We start from the raw sequence: 17838 nt of genomic DNA on the forward strand, positions 1-17838 counted from the left end.
ATGACGAACAACGATCAGACCTACACGCGCCCTGTCGCCACCGCGCCGGGCAACCCGATCGAGGTGCGCGACCTGCACAAGTCGTTCGGCAAGAACGAAGTGCTCACCGGCATCGACCTGACCGTCGCGAACGGTGAGGTCGTCGCCGTCATCGGCCCCTCCGGTTCGGGCAAGTCGACGCTGCTGCGCTGCCTGAACCGGCTCGAGGCCGTCACCAGCGGAGAGGTGCTCATCGTCGGCGACAACATCGCGACCGCGAAGGGCAGAAACCTCGACGCCGTGCGCCAGCGCGTCGGCATGGTCTTCCAGCACTTCAACCTGTTCCCGCACATGACGGCGCTCGAGAACGTCGCGCTCGCCCCCATCGAACTGAAGATGCTGAGCAAGGCAGAGGCCCGAGACCGCGCCCTGGAGCTGCTCACCCGCGTCGGCCTCGCCGACAAGGCCGACGCGCGACCCGCATCGCTGTCGGGCGGGCAGAAGCAGCGCGTGGCGATCGCCCGCGCGCTGGCGATGAGCCCCGAGATCATGCTGTTCGACGAGGCGACCAGCGCGCTCGACCCCGAGATGGTCGGCGAGGTGCTGCAGGTGATCCGCGATCTGGCCGCATCCGGTATGACGATGGTGCTCGTGACGCATGAGATGGGCTTCGCCCGTGAGGTCGCCGATCGGGTGGTCTTCATGGCCGAGGGCAAGGTCGTCGAGACGGGTGCGCCCGCCGAGCTGTTCGACGACCCGAAGGAAGCGCGCACGCAGGACTTCCTGTCGAAGGTGCTGTGACGGATGCCGCCGGAGGGCGGCCGGCCCGTGCGGAGCCGGTGCTCTCCGGCGGCCTTACGCTGGAAGCATGACGACTTCTGCCTCCGACACGATCACCATGTTCGGCGCCGATTGGTGCATCGACTGCCGCCGCACGAAGAAGCAGCTCGACGAGCTGGGCATCGACTACACGTACATCGATCTCATCGACGACCCGGCTGCGGCCGACGTCGCGAAGGAGATCTCGGGTCGCACGAACATCCCCGTGGTCGTGTACCCCGACGCGTCGCACCACGTCGAGCCGTCGAACGCCGACGTCGAGTCGAAGCTGCGCGAGCTCGCGCTGATCTGAGCCCACGCGGCGTGGACTGCGCCCGCGGTGTGGACTGAGCCCGCGGCGTGGATCGGCCGTGTCCGGGATGATGCGGGTGCCGCCCCGCCGGACCCGCCACAACTCGGACGTGCGCCGCGGAGCATCCCGGAACGGAGTCCCACGGCGTCATAGGCTGGGTGTCATCCACCGAAGGAGACGACGATGACTCAGGATGCCGCCGCGCAGGGCACGGTCACGGCGGATGCCGCGGTGAAGAGCGTCGACGCCGCCCTCGACGACGCCGAGCGCGGGGCACTCGACGCGGACATCACCGCCCTGCAGCGCGGCGCGCGCAGCTGGTCGGCGCTCTCCCTGGCCCAGCGCGTGACGCTGCTGAAGGCGCTGCGCACCAGCGTCGCCGCCGCCGCTGACGACTGGGCGAACACCGCCGCCGATTCCAAGGGGCTGCGCAACGCTCATCCGCTGCGCGGCGAGGAGTGGCTCAGCGGGCCGTACTCGGTGCTCGGGGCGATCGACGCCTACGCCGACACGCTGGCGAAGCTGGCCGAGGGGCGCGGCGCGCTCGACGGCGTCGGCATCGGGCGTGCGCCGGGCGGCCGCACGAGGATCGACGCCTTCCCGCTCACCGGTGTCGATCGCTTCCTGCTCTCGGGCTTCACCGGCGAGGTCTGGCTCGAGCCGGGCGTCACTCCGAGAACAGCACGCGCATCGGCGGGCCTGGCGCAGCGGGATCCAGCGGCCTCCGGCGGCGTCGGCCTCGTGCTGGGGGCGGGGAACATCACCTCGATCCCCGTGCTCGACGTGCTGTACGAGCTGCTGGCGCACAACCGCGTCGCGCTGCTGAAGGTGAACCCCACGCAGGACGCCCTGGTGCCGGTGCTCGAGCGCGCGCTCGCGCCGCTGATCGAGCCCGGCTTCCTGCGCATCGTCCGCGGCGGGCCGGAGGTGGGCGGCTACCTGACCGCGCACCGCGACCTGGTGCACGTGCACATCACCGGCTCGGCGGCGACCTTCGACGCGATCGTCTGGGGCACCGGTCCCGCCGCCAAGCGCAGGCGACGCGAGAACCGCCCGCAGCTGAAGAAGCCGATCACCGCCGAGCTGGGTGGTGTCTCGCCCATCATCGTGGTGCCCGGCGACTGGACCGACGCCGATCTGACGTATCACGCCGAGCACATCGCCACCATGCGTCTGCAGAACTGCGGACACAACTGCATCGCCGGTCAGGTCGTGATCCTGTCGTCCGACTGGCCCCAGGCGACGCAGTTCCGCGCCGCGCTGCGCCGCGCGTATGCCGGCGCACCGGAACGACCCGTCTGGTACCCCGGGTCGTCGTCGCGCATGCGACAGGCCGCCGAGGATCATCCCGACGCGCTGGTGCTCGCCGATCGGCTGCTCGTCGAGGTGGGCGAGGGTCAGGATGCGGGGGCGCTGCAGTCGACCGAGTACTTCGCCCCCGTCCTGGGCGTGGTCGAGCTGCCGGGTCTGGGGCAGGAGTTCCTGGACGCCGCCGTCGCGCACGCGAACGACGCCCTGCAGGGCACGCTCGGCGCGAACCTGCTCATCGATCCGGGCACGGAGCGCGCGCTGGGCACCGGAGTCGAGCGTGCGATCGCCGAGCTGCGGTACGGCTCGATCGCGATCAACTCGTGGACCGCGTTCGGGTTCATCACCCCGACGCTGACCTGGGGCGCTTTTCCCGGCAACACCCTCGACGACATCGGCAGCGGCATCGGCGTGGTGCACAACGCGCTGCTGCTCGACCGCGTGGAGCGCTCGGTGGTGCGCGGGCCGTTCCGGCCGTTCCCCCGATCGTTGCCGGGTCTGAACGGCGGGGGTCGGTTCACCATCCTGCCCACTCCGCCGTGGTTCGTGTCGGCGCGCACCGGTGCCGTCGTCAGCGAGGGGCTGACCCGTTTCCGCGCGCAGGGCGGCGTTCTCGGTCTGGTGCGCACCCTGCTGCAGGCGCTGCGCGCCTGAGGTCCGCGGACCTCGCGCCGGTCAGAGTTCGCCGGCCGGCACCTGGAACGTGTCGCAGACCTCGAGGCCGTTCTTGTAGCCGTTCAGGAACCAGTGCTGGCGCTGCTCGCTGGTGCCGTGGGTGAAGCTCTCGGGGCTGACGAACCCGCCGGATTCCTGTTGGATGTGGTCGTCGCCGACCGTGTACGCCGCGTTGACGGCATCCGCGAGCTGCGCGTCGGTCGGCGTCTCGATGTAGCGCACGCCGTTGTCGTCCTCGAGCTCGGCGACGTCGCCCAGCCACGCCCCGGCGTAGCAGTCGGCCTGCAGCTCGGTGCGCACGCCGTTGCTGTCAGGGCCCGTGCCGTTGTTCGGGTGGTCGTCCATCACGCCGGTGATGTTCTGGATGTGGTGACCCCACTCGTGGCCGACGATGTACAGCTGGGCAAGCTCGCCCGCCGAGGCGTCGAACTGCTGCCGCATGATCTGGAAGAAGTCGGGGTCGATGTACACGCCCTGCTCGGGCGGGCAGTAGAACGGGCCGACCGAGTTGGATGCGGTGCCGCACTGCGTCGGCGTCTGCCCTTCGACGACGGTCATGGTCGGTGCGACGTACCCGTCGACGTGCTGCTCCCAGTAGTCGTTGAGCACGACCTCGGCGCCCGCCATGCGGCAGTCGTCGTTCGCGTTCGCATCCTCGCCGGTGCGGCACTCGCTGAGCGGCTCGCCGCCCGAGCCCGGCGCGTTGTCACCGCCGGGTGAGCCTCCGACGAGACCGGAGAGGTCAGGGCCGCCGAGCAGGGCGACGACCAGGGCGACCAGACCCAGCACACCGACGCCTCCCCCGGCGATCGCGGCGTTGCGCCCCCGGCGTCGCGTGCGGTTGCCGGAGATGTCCGCGTCAGGGTTGAAGGTCATGCGACGAGAGTACCCGTCCGCTCACGGCCGACGTAGGCTCATTCTCATGGCGACGACGATCACGATCACGGGAGCCGGCGGACAGATCGGCTACGCGCTGCTGTTCCGCATCGCGGCGGGCGACATGCTCGGACCGGGCGAGCGGGTTCGCCTCCGGCTGCTGGAGATCCCGCAGGGTCTCGGCGCCGCGGAGGGCGCGGCGCTGGAGCTGCAGGACGGCGCGTTCCCGCTGCTCGAGCACGCCGAGGTCACCGACGATCCGGCGGTCGGCTTCGACGGCGCGAACCATGCCCTGCTGGTGGGCGCCAGGCCCCGCGGTCCCGGCATGGAGCGCGGTGACCTGCTGGCGGCGAACGGCGGCATCTTCGGCCCGCAGGGCGCAGCGATCGCGGCGCACGCCGCATCCGACATCCGCGTGACGGTGGTGGGCAATCCCGCCAACACGAACGCGCTCATCGCCGCATCCGCCGCCGACGGCGTGCCCGCCGAGCGGTTCACCGCGCTCACCCGTCTCGATGAGAACCGGGCGCGCGCGCAGCTCGCGCTCGCCCTGGATGCGCAGGTCGCGAGCGTCCGGCGGGTGCCGATCTGGGGCAATCATTCGGCGACGCAGTTCCCGGACATCTCGCACGCCACGCTCGACGGCGAACCGGTCGAGGGCCGTCTCGCCGACAGGGTCGGGGATGTGCGCTCGTGGCAGGAGCAGACGTTCATCCCGCGGGTGGCGAAGCGCGGTGCGGAGATCATCGATGTGCGTGGCTCGTCGTCGGTGGCGTCCGCGGCGAGCGCGACCATCGACCACGTGCGCGATTGGGTGCACGGCACCGCGGACTGGACCAGCGCGGGTGTCGTCTCGCACGGCGAGTACGGCGTGCCCGAGGGCCTCATCTCGTCGTTCCCGGTGCGCTCGATCGACGGGCGCTGGGAGATCGTCGAGGGGATCGAGCTGGACGACTGGGCGCGGGGCCGCGTGGAAGCGTCGGTCGCCGAGCTCGTCGACGAGCGGGAGGCCGTGCGGGCGCTCGGGCTGGTCTGACCCGCCTCACCCGAGAAGGCGCATCGGCGCAGGGCGGTCTCGGGCAGAATGGATGCCGGAGGTGCGATCATGAGCGACGCGACGAACGCAGGACCGGTGCATGCCGGGCCGGACGTGGCCCTGACGAGCCCCCTGAACCTGCCGCACGCCGCGGCGACCTGCCCGAAGTGCCTGGCGAACGATGACCACGACTGGTGGTCTGCCCGCCCGGAGGGCACGCGCCTGGTCGGCCTGGTCGTGGCACGTGAGGGGATGCCGTCGGTCACCCAGCAGCGCGAGGACCTCACCCGATTCGGCGTGCCGATCGAAGGGTTCCGGCATCCCGCACCCGAGATCCTGGAGAGCTGGGGCGACCGTCTCTCCCGGCTGCTCGACACGCTTCGGCGCGGCGACGTGCTCGTCGTCGCCAACGTGCACGCACTGGGCCGCGATCGCGATGAGGAGACCCGCACCGTCTCGGAGCTCCGCCGGCGCGGGATCATGGTGAAGGTTCTCGGCCATCACGCCCGGCATCTCGCGGACGCCGCGAGCACCACCGGCTGACATCACCTTCGACGCAGACGACCCCCACGCCCGACGGGCATGGGGGTCGCTTCACGCGAGCGCCGTCACTGGCGGCGCGCAGGGGTCGTCACCAACGACCCTCGTTCTTCTTCTCGTTCGCCTGGCCGTCGGCGGCATCCTGGATGACCTGCTTGCCGATCTCGGCGAGCAGCTGCTTCATCTCGGTCAGCGCCGCGTTCCACTGCGCCTTCGCGCGGGTGTAGGCCTCGGAGGCGGAACCCGTCCAGTCCGCCTGCAGCGGCTTGAGCGCGTTCTCCATCTCGGTCAGCTTGTTCTCGATGTTGTTGGCGCCTGCGCCGAGGTCGGTACCCGCCGTTTCGACGGTACCGAACTGCATCTTGTATCCACCGGTCATGATGTCTCTCCCCTCCGGTCTCAGCCGAGCCGGCCCATGAACTTGTTCTGCGCCTGAGCCGACGTGTCGTCGGTGGCGGAGTATGCAGACTGCGAGTCGATCAGGTTCTGCTCGAACTGCTCGAGAGCGTTCGTGATCCTGCGCGACTTGTCCTGCCACGCCTGGAACGTCTGCTGGAATGCCGACGATCCCTGGCCCTCCCATGCCGCGCCGATGCCGGACAGCTTGCCCTGGATCGAGTTGAGCTCAGCGACGATGGACGCCTTCGACTGGTTGACGATGTTGGCGCCACGCTGAAGGGCACCATCCGCTGCGGAGACTTCTCCGGCCACGGTCACCTCCTGGTTCTGAGGGCTTGTGCCCTGAATGTCTTTCAGCCCTGAGGGCCGTGACGCCGATGCCCGGCGACAAGTAACACCTTACGGATTCGGGATGGGGATGCCTATGGGTAGCTCTGCCCACGCGTGTCGCCCGTCTCGAAGCCGCGCATCCGCGTCGTCACATCTGTGACGACGGCGCGTACGCGAGCTGCATGATCTCCAGACCGCGCTCCCGGGTGACCACCTTCGCGCGCCCGGGGACGGCGAAGGACGCCTTCAGGTTTCCGATGAGCTGACCCTCGTCCGGGCTTCCGGACAGGAGGATGCCGGGCGCCGCGAGATCACGCAGGGTCTGCATCACCGGCTCGAAGGTGGCCCTCGATGCCCCGCCGGTACGACGCGCGAGGGTGAGGTGCAGCCCGACGTCGGTGGCCTGCGCGAGCAGCGGCTGCAGCACGGCGATGGGGTTGCCCGACTGGGTGTTCACCAGGTCGTAATCGTCGACGAGCACGAAGACCTCGGCGCCCGACCACCACGACCGGTCGCGCAGCTGCTGAGGAGTGACGTCCGGCCCTGGCAGCCGACCGCGCAGGTACTCGGTGAGCCCGGCCAGCTCCTCGGACGCCTGCTGCGCGGTGGTGTAGTAGCCGGCGAGATAGTCCTCGGGGATCTCCGACAGCAGAGCACGCCGGTAGTCCACGACGAAGAACTGCGCCTCCTTCGGAGACATCGTGCGCATGATCTCGCGCGCGAACCCGCGCAGGAAGCTCGACTTGCCCGACTGGCTGTCGCCGAACAGGTAGATGTGAGGATTGCGTCGCGCGTCGAACGCCGTCGGAGCCAGCTCGGCCTCGTCGACGCCGAGCAGGACGTGCTTCTCGAGCGCGGTGCCGGCCGCACGCCGGCGCAGATCCGACAGTTCGAGCATCTCGGGCAGCAGGCGCAGCTTCGGGCCGCGCGGGCCTCGCCATGCCGCGTTCACGCGCGCGATGAGGTCTTCGACGCCCTCGCTGAGCATGTCCGGATCGCCGGAACCGTCGATCCGCGGCAGAGCCGTCAGCATGTGGTGCTTCGACGGGGTGAGACCGCGCCCCGGGCGACCCTGCGGCACGTTGACGGCGACCTTGCGGTCGATCTCGGAATCGCTCGGGTCGCCGAGGCGCAGCTCGAGCTTCGAGCCGAAGGTGTCGCGGATCGCGGTGCGGAAGTCCATCCAGCGGGTGGTCGTCACCACCAGGTGCACGCCGAAGGTGAGGGCCCGGCCGGCGAGCGCCTGGATCTCGAACTCCATCTCGTCGAACTCGGCCCGGATCGTGGGCCAGCCGTCGATCAGCAGGAAGACGTCGCCGTAGCCGTCGTCCGCGCGGCCCTGCGCCCGCAGGCGCCGATAGGTCTCGATGGAGTCGATCCCGTTCGCGGTGAAGTACCGCTCGCGGGAGTTCACGATCCCGAGGACCTCCTGGAACAGCCGGCGCAGCACATCCGGCTGGTTGCGGCCGGCGACGCCCGCCACGTGGGCCATCTTCGCGAACGGCGCGAACGTGCCGCCGCCGAAGTCCATGATGTAGAACTGCACCTCGAGCGGGGTGTGGGTCAGCGCGATGCCGGTCAGCACGCTGCGGGCGAGGGTGCTCTTGCCGCTGCGCGCGCCGCCGACGATGGCGAGATGCCCGCCCGCGCCGACGAGGCTCATCACCAGGCTGTCGCGGCGCTGTTCCAGCGGGCGGTCGACGATGCCGAGGGGCAGCGTCAGCGGACCGGCCTCGCGCCACCGCGGCGAGATCAGCCCGAGCTCGGGATGCTCGATGAGATCTCCGAGCAGCTCGTCGAACGTCGGAGGAACGTCCAGCGGCGGCAGCCACACCTGGTGCGCCGGGATGCCCTTGCCCTTCATCAGCGAGACGGCGATGTCGAACGTGACGCGCTTCTCGGGGGCTTCCCCGCTCGCCACGACGGGCGCCGGCACCTGCTCCGCAGGGTTCTCGTGCACGATGACCGGAGCGGCCGTGAACGCGCGGGCCTCGATCGCCCGCAGCTGCGGTTCGCTCTCCGTTGCCTCCGGCGAGGTGCCTGCGCGCCGGCGTCGGGTCTTCGGCGGGGCGGAGACGTAGGCGGCCCGGAACTGGGTGAGTGTCTCGGCATCCGACTTCAAGATGCCGTGCCCGCCGCCGCCCGGCAGGGTGAACGCGTCCGGTACCCCGATGACGGCACGGGAATCGGCGCCGGAGAACGTCTTCAGACCGATCCGGTACGACAGGTGGGAGTCCAGCCCGCGCAGCTTGCCCTCCTCCAGCCGCTGGGTGGACAGCAGCAGGTGCACCTGCAGGGAGCGCCCGAGACGCCCGATCGCGACGAAGAGCTCGGTGAAGTCGGGTTTGGCCGCGAGCAGCTCCGAGAACTCATCCGCCACGATGAGCAGCGCCGGGAGCGGCTTGAGATCGGTGCGGCCGCCCTTGCGCGCGGCCTCGTAGTCCGTGACGTTGGCGAAGTTGCCGGCGTCGCGCAGCAGCTCCTGCCGGCGCGTCATCTCGCCCTGGATCGCGTCCTGCATGCGATCCACCAGGGTCAGGTCGTCACCGAGGTTCGTGATCACGGCGGAGACGTGTGGCATGTCGGCCATGCCCGCGAAGGTCGCACCGCCCTTGAAGTCGATCAGCACGAAGTTCAGCGCCTCGGACGAATGCGTCAGCGCGAGCGACAGCACGAGCGTGCGCAGCACCTCGGACTTGCCCGATCCGGTCGCGCCGATGAGCATGCCGTGCGGCCCCATGCCCTGCTGCGCGGATTCCTTGATGTCGAGGATCATCGGCTGCCCGGTCGAAGTGAGCCCGATCGGCACCCGAAGACGATCGCGGGCAGAACGCGGCGTCCAAGCCACCTCGGGGTCGAAGTCGCGGACGTCGGGCAGCCCCAGCAGGTCGGTGAGCTCCGCCGAGATGGCACGCGCGCCGCCGCCCGCGGCATCCTCGTCCTCGACGGCCTCGACGAGTCCGGTGAGCCGCCGGGCGACGGCCTCGGCGGAGGTGATGCCCAGGAAGTCCGGGGTCGCGTGCACGACGCCCGCGCCGCGTCGCGCGACGGTCAGCTGCGAGCCCTCATCCGCCGTGTCGTCGATGAGGAGCCGGATCGTGAACGGGTCGGTGAGCTCGGCCCACGCGCGGGGGATGTCGACCACGGTGACGCCGTCCACTCCTCCCTCTTCGGCCAGCGGGTTGCCCGGGGGCAGATCGACGCCGTCAGTGATGAGCACGACGTGCGGCAGCGCCCCGGCGCCCTGTCCGCTGACCGGTCCGCGGCTGCGGATCTGCGCGATGAGAGGCTCGATGTCCGACCAGGACGAGCCGATGCGGCGAGCGCCGCCGACCGCATCCGAGACGCTGTCGGACTGGGCATGCGGAAGCCACTTCATCCACTCCCAGTACGGCAGGTCCTCGCCGGACGCGAGCACGGCGATCTGCAGATCCTCGGGCGCGACGAAGGTCGCGAGATGCATGACCAGCGACCGCACCAGGCCGCGAGCGCGCACGGTGTCGCCGGTCGCCTCGAGGCGCGCGCAGGTGGCGATGTTGATCGCGAAGGGCAGGTCGGGCACCTGGTCGTGCGTGAGCACGAACCGGTGCGCCGCCGAGGCGCTCACCGGATCGAGCTGCGCCAGCGCGGGGATCGGCGCCTCCTCGAGGGTCATTGCGAGCGGCTGCGTGGCCGTGCCGACGCGGGCGGTCAGCAGCTCGGCGTCACTCGCGGTGCGCTCCCACACCCGCGAGCCCTCCTCGACGATGAAAGGAAGCGTCTGGGGCGTGGGCAGCATCCATTCCTCGTACCGCCGCTGACGCGACGCCACCTCGCGCACGGCATCCCGCGTCTCCGCCAGGTAGGCGAGGTACTCACGCCGGGTGTTCTCGACGTTCGTGGAGTGCTGCGACTTCTGTCGCCACATCTGCCCGCCCACCATGGAGAGCGCCATGAACAGGAACATCCCGCCCATGATGTACGTGCGAGTCGCGTCACCGCCCTGCGTGAGCGACAGCACGGCGACCGACCCGAGACTGCCGACCATGGGCAGCGCCATCATCAGGGTGTTGGACGCACCCTCGGGCTTCGGGAGTTCCGGCGCCTGCTGCAGCGTCAGCTGCCCGCCCGCCGGCGGTTTCGGCGCACGGCGGCTTCTGGTGTTGCTCACGACAGGCCCCTCCTCGAGTCGCATACTATTGTGGCAGGATGCGGGCATGAAACGGTGTCGTGCCGAGGATCGTCGAGGGGCTGGGGCATGTCAGCGAAGACAATTCGTCTCACTGTCGCGGATGCTCACAGCCGGCACGATCTCGTCGTCCCGGCCGATTCGACCGTCGCCGAGCTGCTGACCGTCGGCGGCGTCGATCTCAGCAGGTATGTCAGCACCACCACGTCGGGCGCCGCCATCGAGCTCGACAGCGAGGTCTCCGTCACCCCCGGGGACGGCGGTGTGATCTGGCTCTTCGATCGAGCGGCTGCAGGCACGTCGGAGCGCACTCCGGGTGCAGCGAGAGCCGTCTCTCGCGCGATGCCCGCCCGAGAGCGCTGGACGGCGCTGTGCCTGCTGCTCGCGATCGCACTGGGTCTGGTCGCCTGTGCCGTCATCGCCCCCTCGCCCGCCGTCGTCGTCATCTCGGTCGCCGTGCTGCTGGCCGGATCGATCGCCCTCCTCGCACAGCCGGTGCGGGATGAGAACGCGTACGTCGCCTTCTTCGCCCCCCTCCTCGCCGCTGCCGCCGGCGCCGTCGCCCTCGCGGGGTTCCACGACGCGGGCGCGATGATGGCGACCGGCATGGTGTCCGGTGCCACCGTCGCCTGCGTGCGGCACGCGCTGGCACGCGCACACGACCGCGATGCCGCCGGCGCGACTGCGGTGATCGCCTCCCTGTGGTCGGTGTTCGCGGTGCTGAACGCCGCGGCGTTCATCGCCGAGGTGCCGCCCGCGGCGATCACCGCCCTGCAGATCGCCTGCGCGGTGCCGATCTTCCATTACATGCGCGGAAGCGCACTCGACGTCGATCCCGACGACCTGATCGACACCCCGTACGTGATCCGCGACGCACAGGGCATCCGTGCACGTCAGCCGTCCGAGCCGTCGCCCATCCACGCCGATCGGGCGGCTCGCCAGTTCCTGCTGGCGAGGCGGCGCTCCGAGGCCGGCACGGTCACGGCGTGCGGCCTGGCTCTGCTATCGACGCTGCACGCGCTGCTGAACGTCGGCACCGGGACGATCGAGGCATGGTGCGTGCTGGGCGGCGTCCTCGGCGTCGGATGCTACTTCCTGCTGACCTCGCGCAAGCTGCGCGATGGTCTGGCCCGGGGAGCCGCGCTCACCACCGGCGCGCTCATCGCCGTGTTCTCGACTGCCGCGCTGGTCGCCGCGCTGCAGGTCACCCCCCTTCTCGTCGCGCTCGCCCTGGTGCTGGCCGGGATCGTCATCGGCTGCTTGACCGTTCCGCTGGCCGGGGACTGGCGCTCGCTGGCGTGGTCGCGCACCGGCGACATCATCGAGGGCGTCCTGCTGGCGCTCTCGCCTGCGGCCCTCGTGTACGGCTCGGGGATCGCCGGGCAGATTCTGGAGGTCTTCCTGTGACCCTCTCCCCTCCTGCCGCGCCTCCGGCCCCGGCCTCCGCCCGCGCGACCGGCCTTCAGGGCAGTGCGGCGACCCGCGTGAGCGCATCCGCGGGCAAGCGCGCCGGCGCCTACCTCATCGACGTCGCGATCGTGGCCGTGGTCGGGCTGACCGTCTGGCTGCTCACCGGGTCGCTGCTGCTCGTGGCGGTCGCCGTGGTGGAGCTGTGGGCGATCGGCTGGATCTGGGAGGGGCACACCGGTGCGACACCGGGGAACCTGATCTGCGGCATCCGCACTGTGCGGCGCGACAGTCTGCTCACCGTCGGCGCTCCTCGACTGTTCCTGCGCAGCGCTCTGATGGGCCTCTCGCATGCGATTCCGATCCTGCTTCCCGTGGGGCTCGCCGCATCCGGCGCGCTGGACGGGGCGGCCGGCGCACGCGTGATCGACGTCGGGAAGGTCAGCCGGTCGACCGTCGCCGACCTCGGGGGCGCTCCGGTGCTCGACGCACGCGTCACCCGGTTGGACTCCGCCGCGGGGATGCCCGGTGACTCGGCATCCGGTCAGCGACTGATCACCCGCGCTCCCGTCGCAGAGCCCAGGACCGGGGACGCTGCCGTGGCGGTGCCCCGCACGGTGGCGCTCCCGACCGCGTCGGCAGCCGCGCTCCCGGCCGCCGAACCGGCACTGCACGTGCCCACGGCCGTCGGCACCGTCCCGGTGTTCGAGCTGGGCGACGGCACGGTGATCCGTGCCACGGGCCTCGGCTTCATCGGTCGCGCGCCGCGCGCGCCGGAATCGATCCCCGACGCCATCCTGGTGCGCGTTCCCGACGGCGCCCGCTCGCTCTCCCGCACGCATGCCTCTTTCGGCGTGGAGGACGGTCAGCTGTGGGTGCAGGATCTCGGATCCGCCAACGGCGCGTCCGTCCGACACCTGGGGGGCAGCGTCACCGAACTCACGCCGCACAGTCCCTCGTTCCTGGTGCCCGGCGATGTGCTCATCCTCGGTGGGGACGCCGAGCTCGCCTTCCGCCGCGTCGCCGAGCGCGCCGCACCGGAGGCTGCCACTCGTGCGGCCGCGCGGGCGGCGCAGGCCGCGGCAGGACCGTCGGCGGCGGCGGAGCCGTCAGCACCGTCGATGCCGGCGCCGGCGGAGGTCGCCGCGAGTTCGCGGGTTTCCGCCCCCGAATCGGCCTCCCCTGCTCCGGCTGGGACGGCGGTCGCGCTGCAGTTCCAGGACGGCACCAGGGTGCCGCTTCGAGGGACCGGGTACATCGGTCGCGCGCCCAGCCTGCCCGACGGTGAGAGAGCGGATGCGGCACTCATCGCCGTGCCCGACGGCGATCGCTCCGTTTCACGCACCCATGGCCGCTTCGGCATCGTGGGAGACCAGACCTGGTTCGAGGACCTCGGGTCGGGGAACGGCTCGTCGCTGCGCACGGGGGACGGCCGTTCCGGTCCGATGACCCCGCACCAGCGCTTCGGCCTGGTGCCCGGGATGGTGCTGCAGCTCGGCGACTGCGTCATCCGCGTCGTCGCCGCCTGACCGTCGAGGGTCACCGCTCAGACGAGAATCCGCCCACCCGCAGGACGCGGGTGGGCGGATGTCGTCGAAGAGCGTGCGGCTACCAGCCGACCTCTTCCCGTCCGTCGGATGCCGCGCGACCGGCTGCCCCGGCCTCGCCGAGATCGGGCGTCACGCCCTCATCCTCGTCGTCGAGTTCGTAGGCGAGCAGATCCTGTCCACGACGCCGGTTCTTCTTGCCTCCGGCGCCTCCGGCGCCGCCGGCCATGCCGCCGCCCGCCATCACGCCGCCACGGGCGCCTGCACCTCCCTGGGCGACGCCGGCTGCGGTGACGCCGGATCCACCGCCGGCGACTCCGCCAGCGCCGTGGAGCCCGCCGACCCCGCCGAGACGAGCCATGCCGCCGGCCAGGCCTGCGCCGCCGACCCTTCCCGCGACGCCCGCACCGCCGACCAGGCCGACGCCACCGGGTGCGGCCGCTCCGCCACCGGGCGGCACGACGCCGCCACCGGGAGGTGTGAGACCGCCGCCGGGAGGGTTGAGACCGCCGCCGGGAGGCTGCCCGGGCACGACGCCGTCGATGCCACCGTCGATGCGGGGGACGTCAGGATCGTCCGGGTCCGGCAGCTTCGGCGGGTAGACCTCCGGGTCACGGGGATCGGGGAGGTGCGGATCCCAATGTCGCGGCGGATCGTTCCGATCCGGACCGGTGACCCCCGGACCGTCATACTCACCGCGACCGCCCGGATCGCTGCGGGTGCCCGTCACGCTCGGCGCTCCGGTGCCGGTGCGCGGATCGTCCACACTCGGCGACCCTCCGGGGCCGTCGTCGTCTTCGCGCTCCTTGTCGGGCTTGTCGGGGTCGTACTCCGACGTGGGCATGCCGTCGATGATCTCCTGGATGCGGTTGTCCAGGGCGACCGCCATCTTCCGGGCCGCTTCCTCTCGCTCAGCCTCCGCCTGGTCGGCGTACCACTGGCCGGCCTGCTCCGGACTCATCGTCACGCCCGGCGAGACCTGCACGGGACTGTTCGTCTTCGCAGCCATGTCGATCGTGTTCAGCTGCTGCTGAGTCAACTCACCGGAGGGGAGCCCTTCCACTCCGTCCGCCGTGTCCTGCAGCGCCTGATTGGCCAGGCTGACCGATTCGGCCAACTTGCTCTGGTACTCCGCGAACGATTCGAGGTCTTTGCGGATCGAGGCGAGCTTCGTCGCGACGGCGATACCGAGATCCCCCTCGAAGCCTTCGGACTGCTGAGCCTTGTGCAGATCCGCCGAAGCGGTGCTGACCGTTGTGCTCACGACGACGCTCTGAACAGCCTGACGCCCGCGAGCGATGTTGGACGCGATGTTAATGCGGTTCTCCCGCAAGCGGCCGAGCCGCTCCACGTTCTGTCCCATGTCCCCTCCGGTCAGATCGCGATCGGCTTCATCGGTGAGCCCACAACGCGATAGAGGGCCTTCTGGAAGTCTGCCTTCTGCGCGTCGTCCATCGCATCCGTCTCATCCACAGCCTTCTGCAGATTGATCCGCGCTTCTTCGATGTCCTTGCTGATCGCCGCCAGCCAGAGCTGCGCAGCGCGATATTTCGCCCTGAGCTCCGCGGTGAGGACGACCGATTTGCCATCGGCAGTCCACAGCGTGGAGGTCTGCTCTTTGCCGAGGTCCGCCATCGTCTGCCGGGACTGCTCGAGCATCTCAAAGCACTCCTCCAGGCGCTTGACCTGATGATCAGCTTTATCCGCGTTCATCCCGAAGGACTTGCCGGCCATCTCTCGCCCCCTCTGACGATTCTGTTCGCGTTGATCCTAGCCCGACGCAGTGCACGTTATCCATGGGGAGCTGTGCCCATCATCTGCCGGCGAGCACCCGTTCACCGCAATCGGGTCACAACGGCGCACAGACGTCAAAACCCTCGCTGGTGACGCTCTCGAACTGCTCGCCCAGCTCCTGTCCGACACCTTCATACGTGATGATCTCACCGGCAGCGATCCGCTGCAGCAGGTCGATCGGAAGCTCGGAGTCGTAGTAGAACTGCCCCATGCACTCTGCGACGTCGGGAGTCCTGTACTCCTCGAGTCCTGGTTCGTCCATGATGACCAGATAGCCCTCGGCGAGCGCTTGAGGCGTCGGACGCTCGTCGGTGCCGTCTGCGGGCTGATCAGAGGGCTGTTCGCTCGCCGGCGGGGTGGGCAGGCCCGTCGGCAGGTTCTCGCCTACGGCGCCCGCGAGGTTGACCAGCAGCACGACGGAGAACACGATGGCGCCGATCACACCACCCACGATCGACAGCACGATGCCGACGATCGAGGGCCACTTTTTGGTGTTCTTCTTGAACACCGCGATCAGCGACACGACGAACGCCGCCAGCAGCACCACGATCCCGATGACGAACGTCGCCATCGTCGGGATGCAGGCGAGGATGGTCCCGAGCACTGCCAGCCCCAATCCGACGAATCCCAGCGTCGGCGCGGGCTTCCGCGCTTCCGGCGCCGAACCCGGCGTCGCGTAAGGCGCGTCGCCGGCGACGAGCGCTCCGGTGGCTTCTGAGCCATACGGCGCGGTGTCGCCCGATGCTGCCGGCGACTGCGGCGCCTCAGGCGCCGAAGCGCCGCCGGCAGCGCCCGCGGGCGCGAAGTCGTCTGTCCACCGCGTGCCGTCCCACCACCGCTGGCGTCCGGAGCCGTCGTCGTACCAACCCGCCGGAGTGCTCATCCACATCCTCCTCGTCGAAATCGTCTGCACATCGAGGACGCGCAGCCCCGCTCAGCGGCGCGAGGGCGCCGTTACGTGTATATCAGGTCTTCCCGAGGTGGCCATGGCGCGCAAACTCGTCGCACGACGTACGCCTCTACTGGGGGCCGCACTCCGTCGCGGCATCGATGGCGACCTGGCGGAAGAGCTCCGCCTCCTCACCCGCCACGTCCTCCGTGATGACTTCACCTGCTGCGACCCTCTCGAGCAGCGTGTCTGAGACGTCCGAGTCGTAGTAGTACTGACCGACGCAGGCGGCAACCTCGGGGGTCTTGTACTCGTCGATCCCTGCCTCGTCCTTCAAGCCTACGAGGTACCCCTCGGCGATCGCCTCAGGCGTCGGGCGGCCCTCGCCGTCGTCGGTCGGCTCGTCAGACGGCTGTCCGCTCGTAATGGACGTGGGGAAATCCGTCGGGAGCTGCTGCACGGCGTTGTCGACCAGCGAGACGAGCAGCACGACCGAGAACACGATGGCGCCGATCACACCACCCACGATCGACAGCACGATGCCGACGATCGAGGGCCACTTTTTGGTGTTCTTCTTGAACACCGCGATCAGCGACACGACGAACGCCGCCAGCAGCACCACGATCCCGATGACGAACGTCGCCACCGTCGGGATGCACGCCAGGATGGTCCCGAGCACTGCCAGCCCCAGACCGACGAATCCCAGCGCCGACGTCGACTTCGCAGTGGCGAACGCCGCAGCGGGCGGGTGATCGACGGGCGCGAAATCGTCCGTCCACCGCGTACCGTCCCACCAGCGCTGCCGCCCGGAACCGTCGTCGTACCAACCTGCCGGAGTGCTCATCCGTGTCCTCTCGTCATCACAGCCTGCGCGCCTCGCACCCAGGTCCTCAGTACGCGAGATGCGCCGCTACGTGTATACCAGGCGCACCCGAATCGGCCCGGAGCTCCGGTGGCCGCGGCCCGGCTTCGGTCTCACTGCGTGCCGCAGTGCACGACGCCATCGGTGGTCACCCGCAGCGCCACCGGCGCCTCCTCACCCTGCACATCCTGACCCTCTACGAGAAGCCAGAGGGCATCGTCCGATAAGTCGGAGTCGTAGAAGTACTGCCCCATGCACGCGATGAACTCGGGCTCGTCGTCGAAGTCGGTGATGCCGCCCGCCTGGATGGCGGCCAGGTAGCCGGCGCCGATGGCCTCAGGCGTGGGGCGCCCTTCTCCCTCGTCCGATGACGGCGGGCCTGAAGGTTGCTCGCTGGTGGCGGATGTCGGAAAATCGGTCGGCATCTGCGAAATGGCGTTGTCGACCAGCGAGACGAACAGGACGGCCGAGAACACAATGGCGCCGATCACGCCACCCACGATCGACAGCGCGATGCCGACGATCGAGGGCCACTTCTTCGTGTTCTTCTTGAACACCGCGATCAGCGACACGACGAACGCAGCCAGCAGCACCACGATCCCGATGACGAACGTCGCCACCGACGGGATGCAGGCGAGGATGGTCCCCAACACGGCCAGCCCCAATCCGACGAACCCCAGCGTCGGCGCCGGCTTCGCAGCCTCGGGCGCGGTCGCCGACGCCGAAGCTTGTGCCTGATCGACCGGAGCGAAGTTCTCGGTCCACCGCGTGCCGTCCCACCAGCGCTGCCGCCCGGAACCATCGTCGTACCACCCAGCCGGAGTGCTCATCCGGACCCTCCTCACCGTCTCAGCCGCGCACCGCGCCTACACGCGGCCCTCGCGCGCAACGCCGCT

At 70.0% G+C, this 17838-nt stretch carries 16 protein-coding genes; 7 read left to right on the forward strand and 9 right to left on the reverse strand.

Features of this window, described 5'->3' with window-relative positions; all coding sequences use genetic code 11:
• The 3 genes from ACFWH5_RS03400 (at window position 1) to ACFWH5_RS03410 (ending at window position 3073) form a co-directional block, all read left to right on the forward strand.
• Window positions 1-780 (forward strand): amino acid ABC transporter ATP-binding protein, encoded by a 780-nt coding sequence (locus tag ACFWH5_RS03400; RefSeq protein WP_378831771.1) that lies wholly within the window; start codon window positions 1-3, stop codon window positions 778-780.
• A 67-nt stretch (window positions 781-847) separates the two neighbouring features.
• Entirely contained in the window at window positions 848-1111 is a 264-nt protein-coding gene (locus ACFWH5_RS03405; RefSeq protein WP_378831773.1) for a glutaredoxin family protein, read from the forward strand.
• A 183-nt stretch (window positions 1112-1294) separates the two neighbouring features.
• Window positions 1295-3073 (forward strand): aldehyde dehydrogenase family protein, encoded by a 1779-nt coding sequence (locus tag ACFWH5_RS03410; protein WP_378831775.1) that lies wholly within the window; start codon window positions 1295-1297, stop codon window positions 3071-3073.
• Window positions 3074-3094: 21 nt separating this feature from the next.
• Here ACFWH5_RS03410 and ACFWH5_RS03415 read toward each other — a convergent pair whose 3' ends face one another.
• Complete coding sequence (locus ACFWH5_RS03415) at window positions 3095-3970, reverse strand: neutral zinc metallopeptidase (RefSeq protein ID WP_378831777.1); 876 nt, start codon at window positions 3968-3970, stop codon at window positions 3095-3097.
• 46 nt (window positions 3971-4016) lie between these two features.
• On the opposite strand from ACFWH5_RS03415, the gene ACFWH5_RS03420 reads away from it, so the two are divergent.
• Both ACFWH5_RS03420 and ACFWH5_RS03425 read left to right on the forward strand, forming a co-directional pair.
• Window positions 4017-5006 carry a malate dehydrogenase gene (locus tag ACFWH5_RS03420; RefSeq protein ID WP_378831779.1) on the forward strand — a complete coding sequence of 330 codons (990 nt, stop codon included), beginning with the start codon at window positions 4017-4019 and terminating at the stop codon, window positions 5004-5006.
• Window positions 5007-5075: 69 nt separating this feature from the next.
• Window positions 5076-5549: a recombinase family protein gene (locus ACFWH5_RS03425; RefSeq protein WP_378831782.1), complete on the forward strand. Its 474-nt coding sequence runs from the start codon at window positions 5076-5078 to the stop codon at window positions 5547-5549.
• Between the two features lie 88 nt (window positions 5550-5637).
• Here the strand turns inward: ACFWH5_RS03425 and ACFWH5_RS03430 are convergent, their stop codons facing one another.
• The 3 genes from ACFWH5_RS03430 to eccCa all read right to left on the reverse strand — a co-directional run bounded on the left by ACFWH5_RS03430 (window position 5638) and on the right by eccCa (window position 10425).
• Window positions 5638-5925, reverse strand: a complete 288-nt coding sequence (locus ACFWH5_RS03430) for a WXG100 family type VII secretion target (protein ID WP_378831784.1) — start codon at window positions 5923-5925, stop codon at window positions 5638-5640.
• Window positions 5926-5945: 20 nt separating this feature from the next.
• Entirely contained in the window at window positions 5946-6257 is a 312-nt protein-coding gene (locus ACFWH5_RS03435; RefSeq protein ID WP_378831786.1) for a WXG100 family type VII secretion target, read from the reverse strand.
• 166 nt (window positions 6258-6423) lie between these two features.
• Window positions 6424-10425: a type VII secretion protein EccCa gene (gene eccCa, locus ACFWH5_RS03440; RefSeq protein WP_378831788.1), complete on the reverse strand. Its 4002-nt coding sequence runs from the start codon at window positions 10423-10425 to the stop codon at window positions 6424-6426.
• Between the two features lie 87 nt (window positions 10426-10512).
• Between eccCa and ACFWH5_RS03445 the strand changes: the two genes are divergently transcribed.
• Together ACFWH5_RS03445 and ACFWH5_RS03450 are read left to right on the forward strand one after the other, a co-directional pair.
• Entirely contained in the window at window positions 10513-11850 is a 1338-nt protein-coding gene (locus ACFWH5_RS03445; RefSeq protein WP_378831790.1) for a hypothetical protein, read from the forward strand.
• Window positions 11851-11927: 77 nt separating this feature from the next.
• Entirely contained in the window at window positions 11928-13379 is a 1452-nt protein-coding gene (locus ACFWH5_RS03450; protein WP_378831793.1) for an FHA domain-containing protein, read from the forward strand.
• A gap of 79 nt (window positions 13380-13458) precedes the next feature.
• Here the strand turns inward: ACFWH5_RS03450 and ACFWH5_RS03455 are convergent, their stop codons facing one another.
• From ACFWH5_RS03455 to ACFWH5_RS03475, 5 genes are all read right to left on the reverse strand, one after another.
• Window positions 13459-14661 carry a hypothetical protein gene (locus ACFWH5_RS03455; protein WP_378831796.1) on the reverse strand — a complete coding sequence of 401 codons (1203 nt, stop codon included), beginning with the start codon at window positions 14659-14661 and terminating at the stop codon, window positions 13459-13461.
• A 110-nt stretch (window positions 14662-14771) separates the two neighbouring features.
• Complete coding sequence (locus tag ACFWH5_RS03460; protein ID WP_378831798.1) at window positions 14772-15131, reverse strand: hypothetical protein; 360 nt, start codon at window positions 15129-15131, stop codon at window positions 14772-14774.
• Window positions 15132-15246: 115 nt separating this feature from the next.
• Window positions 15247-16074, reverse strand: a complete 828-nt coding sequence (locus ACFWH5_RS03465; RefSeq protein WP_378831800.1) for a DUF2510 domain-containing protein — start codon at window positions 16072-16074, stop codon at window positions 15247-15249.
• A 136-nt stretch (window positions 16075-16210) separates the two neighbouring features.
• Window positions 16211-16924 carry a DUF2510 domain-containing protein gene (locus ACFWH5_RS03470; RefSeq protein ID WP_378831803.1) on the reverse strand — a complete coding sequence of 238 codons (714 nt, stop codon included), beginning with the start codon at window positions 16922-16924 and terminating at the stop codon, window positions 16211-16213.
• A 131-nt stretch (window positions 16925-17055) separates the two neighbouring features.
• Window positions 17056-17772 (reverse strand): DUF2510 domain-containing protein, encoded by a 717-nt coding sequence (locus ACFWH5_RS03475; RefSeq protein ID WP_378831805.1) that lies wholly within the window; start codon window positions 17770-17772, stop codon window positions 17056-17058.
• Window positions 17773-17838 lie beyond the last annotated feature (66 nt).

The organism is Microbacterium sp. NPDC058345 (assembly GCF_042723855.1).
Lineage (GTDB): Bacteria > Actinomycetota > Actinomycetes > Actinomycetales > Microbacteriaceae > Microbacterium.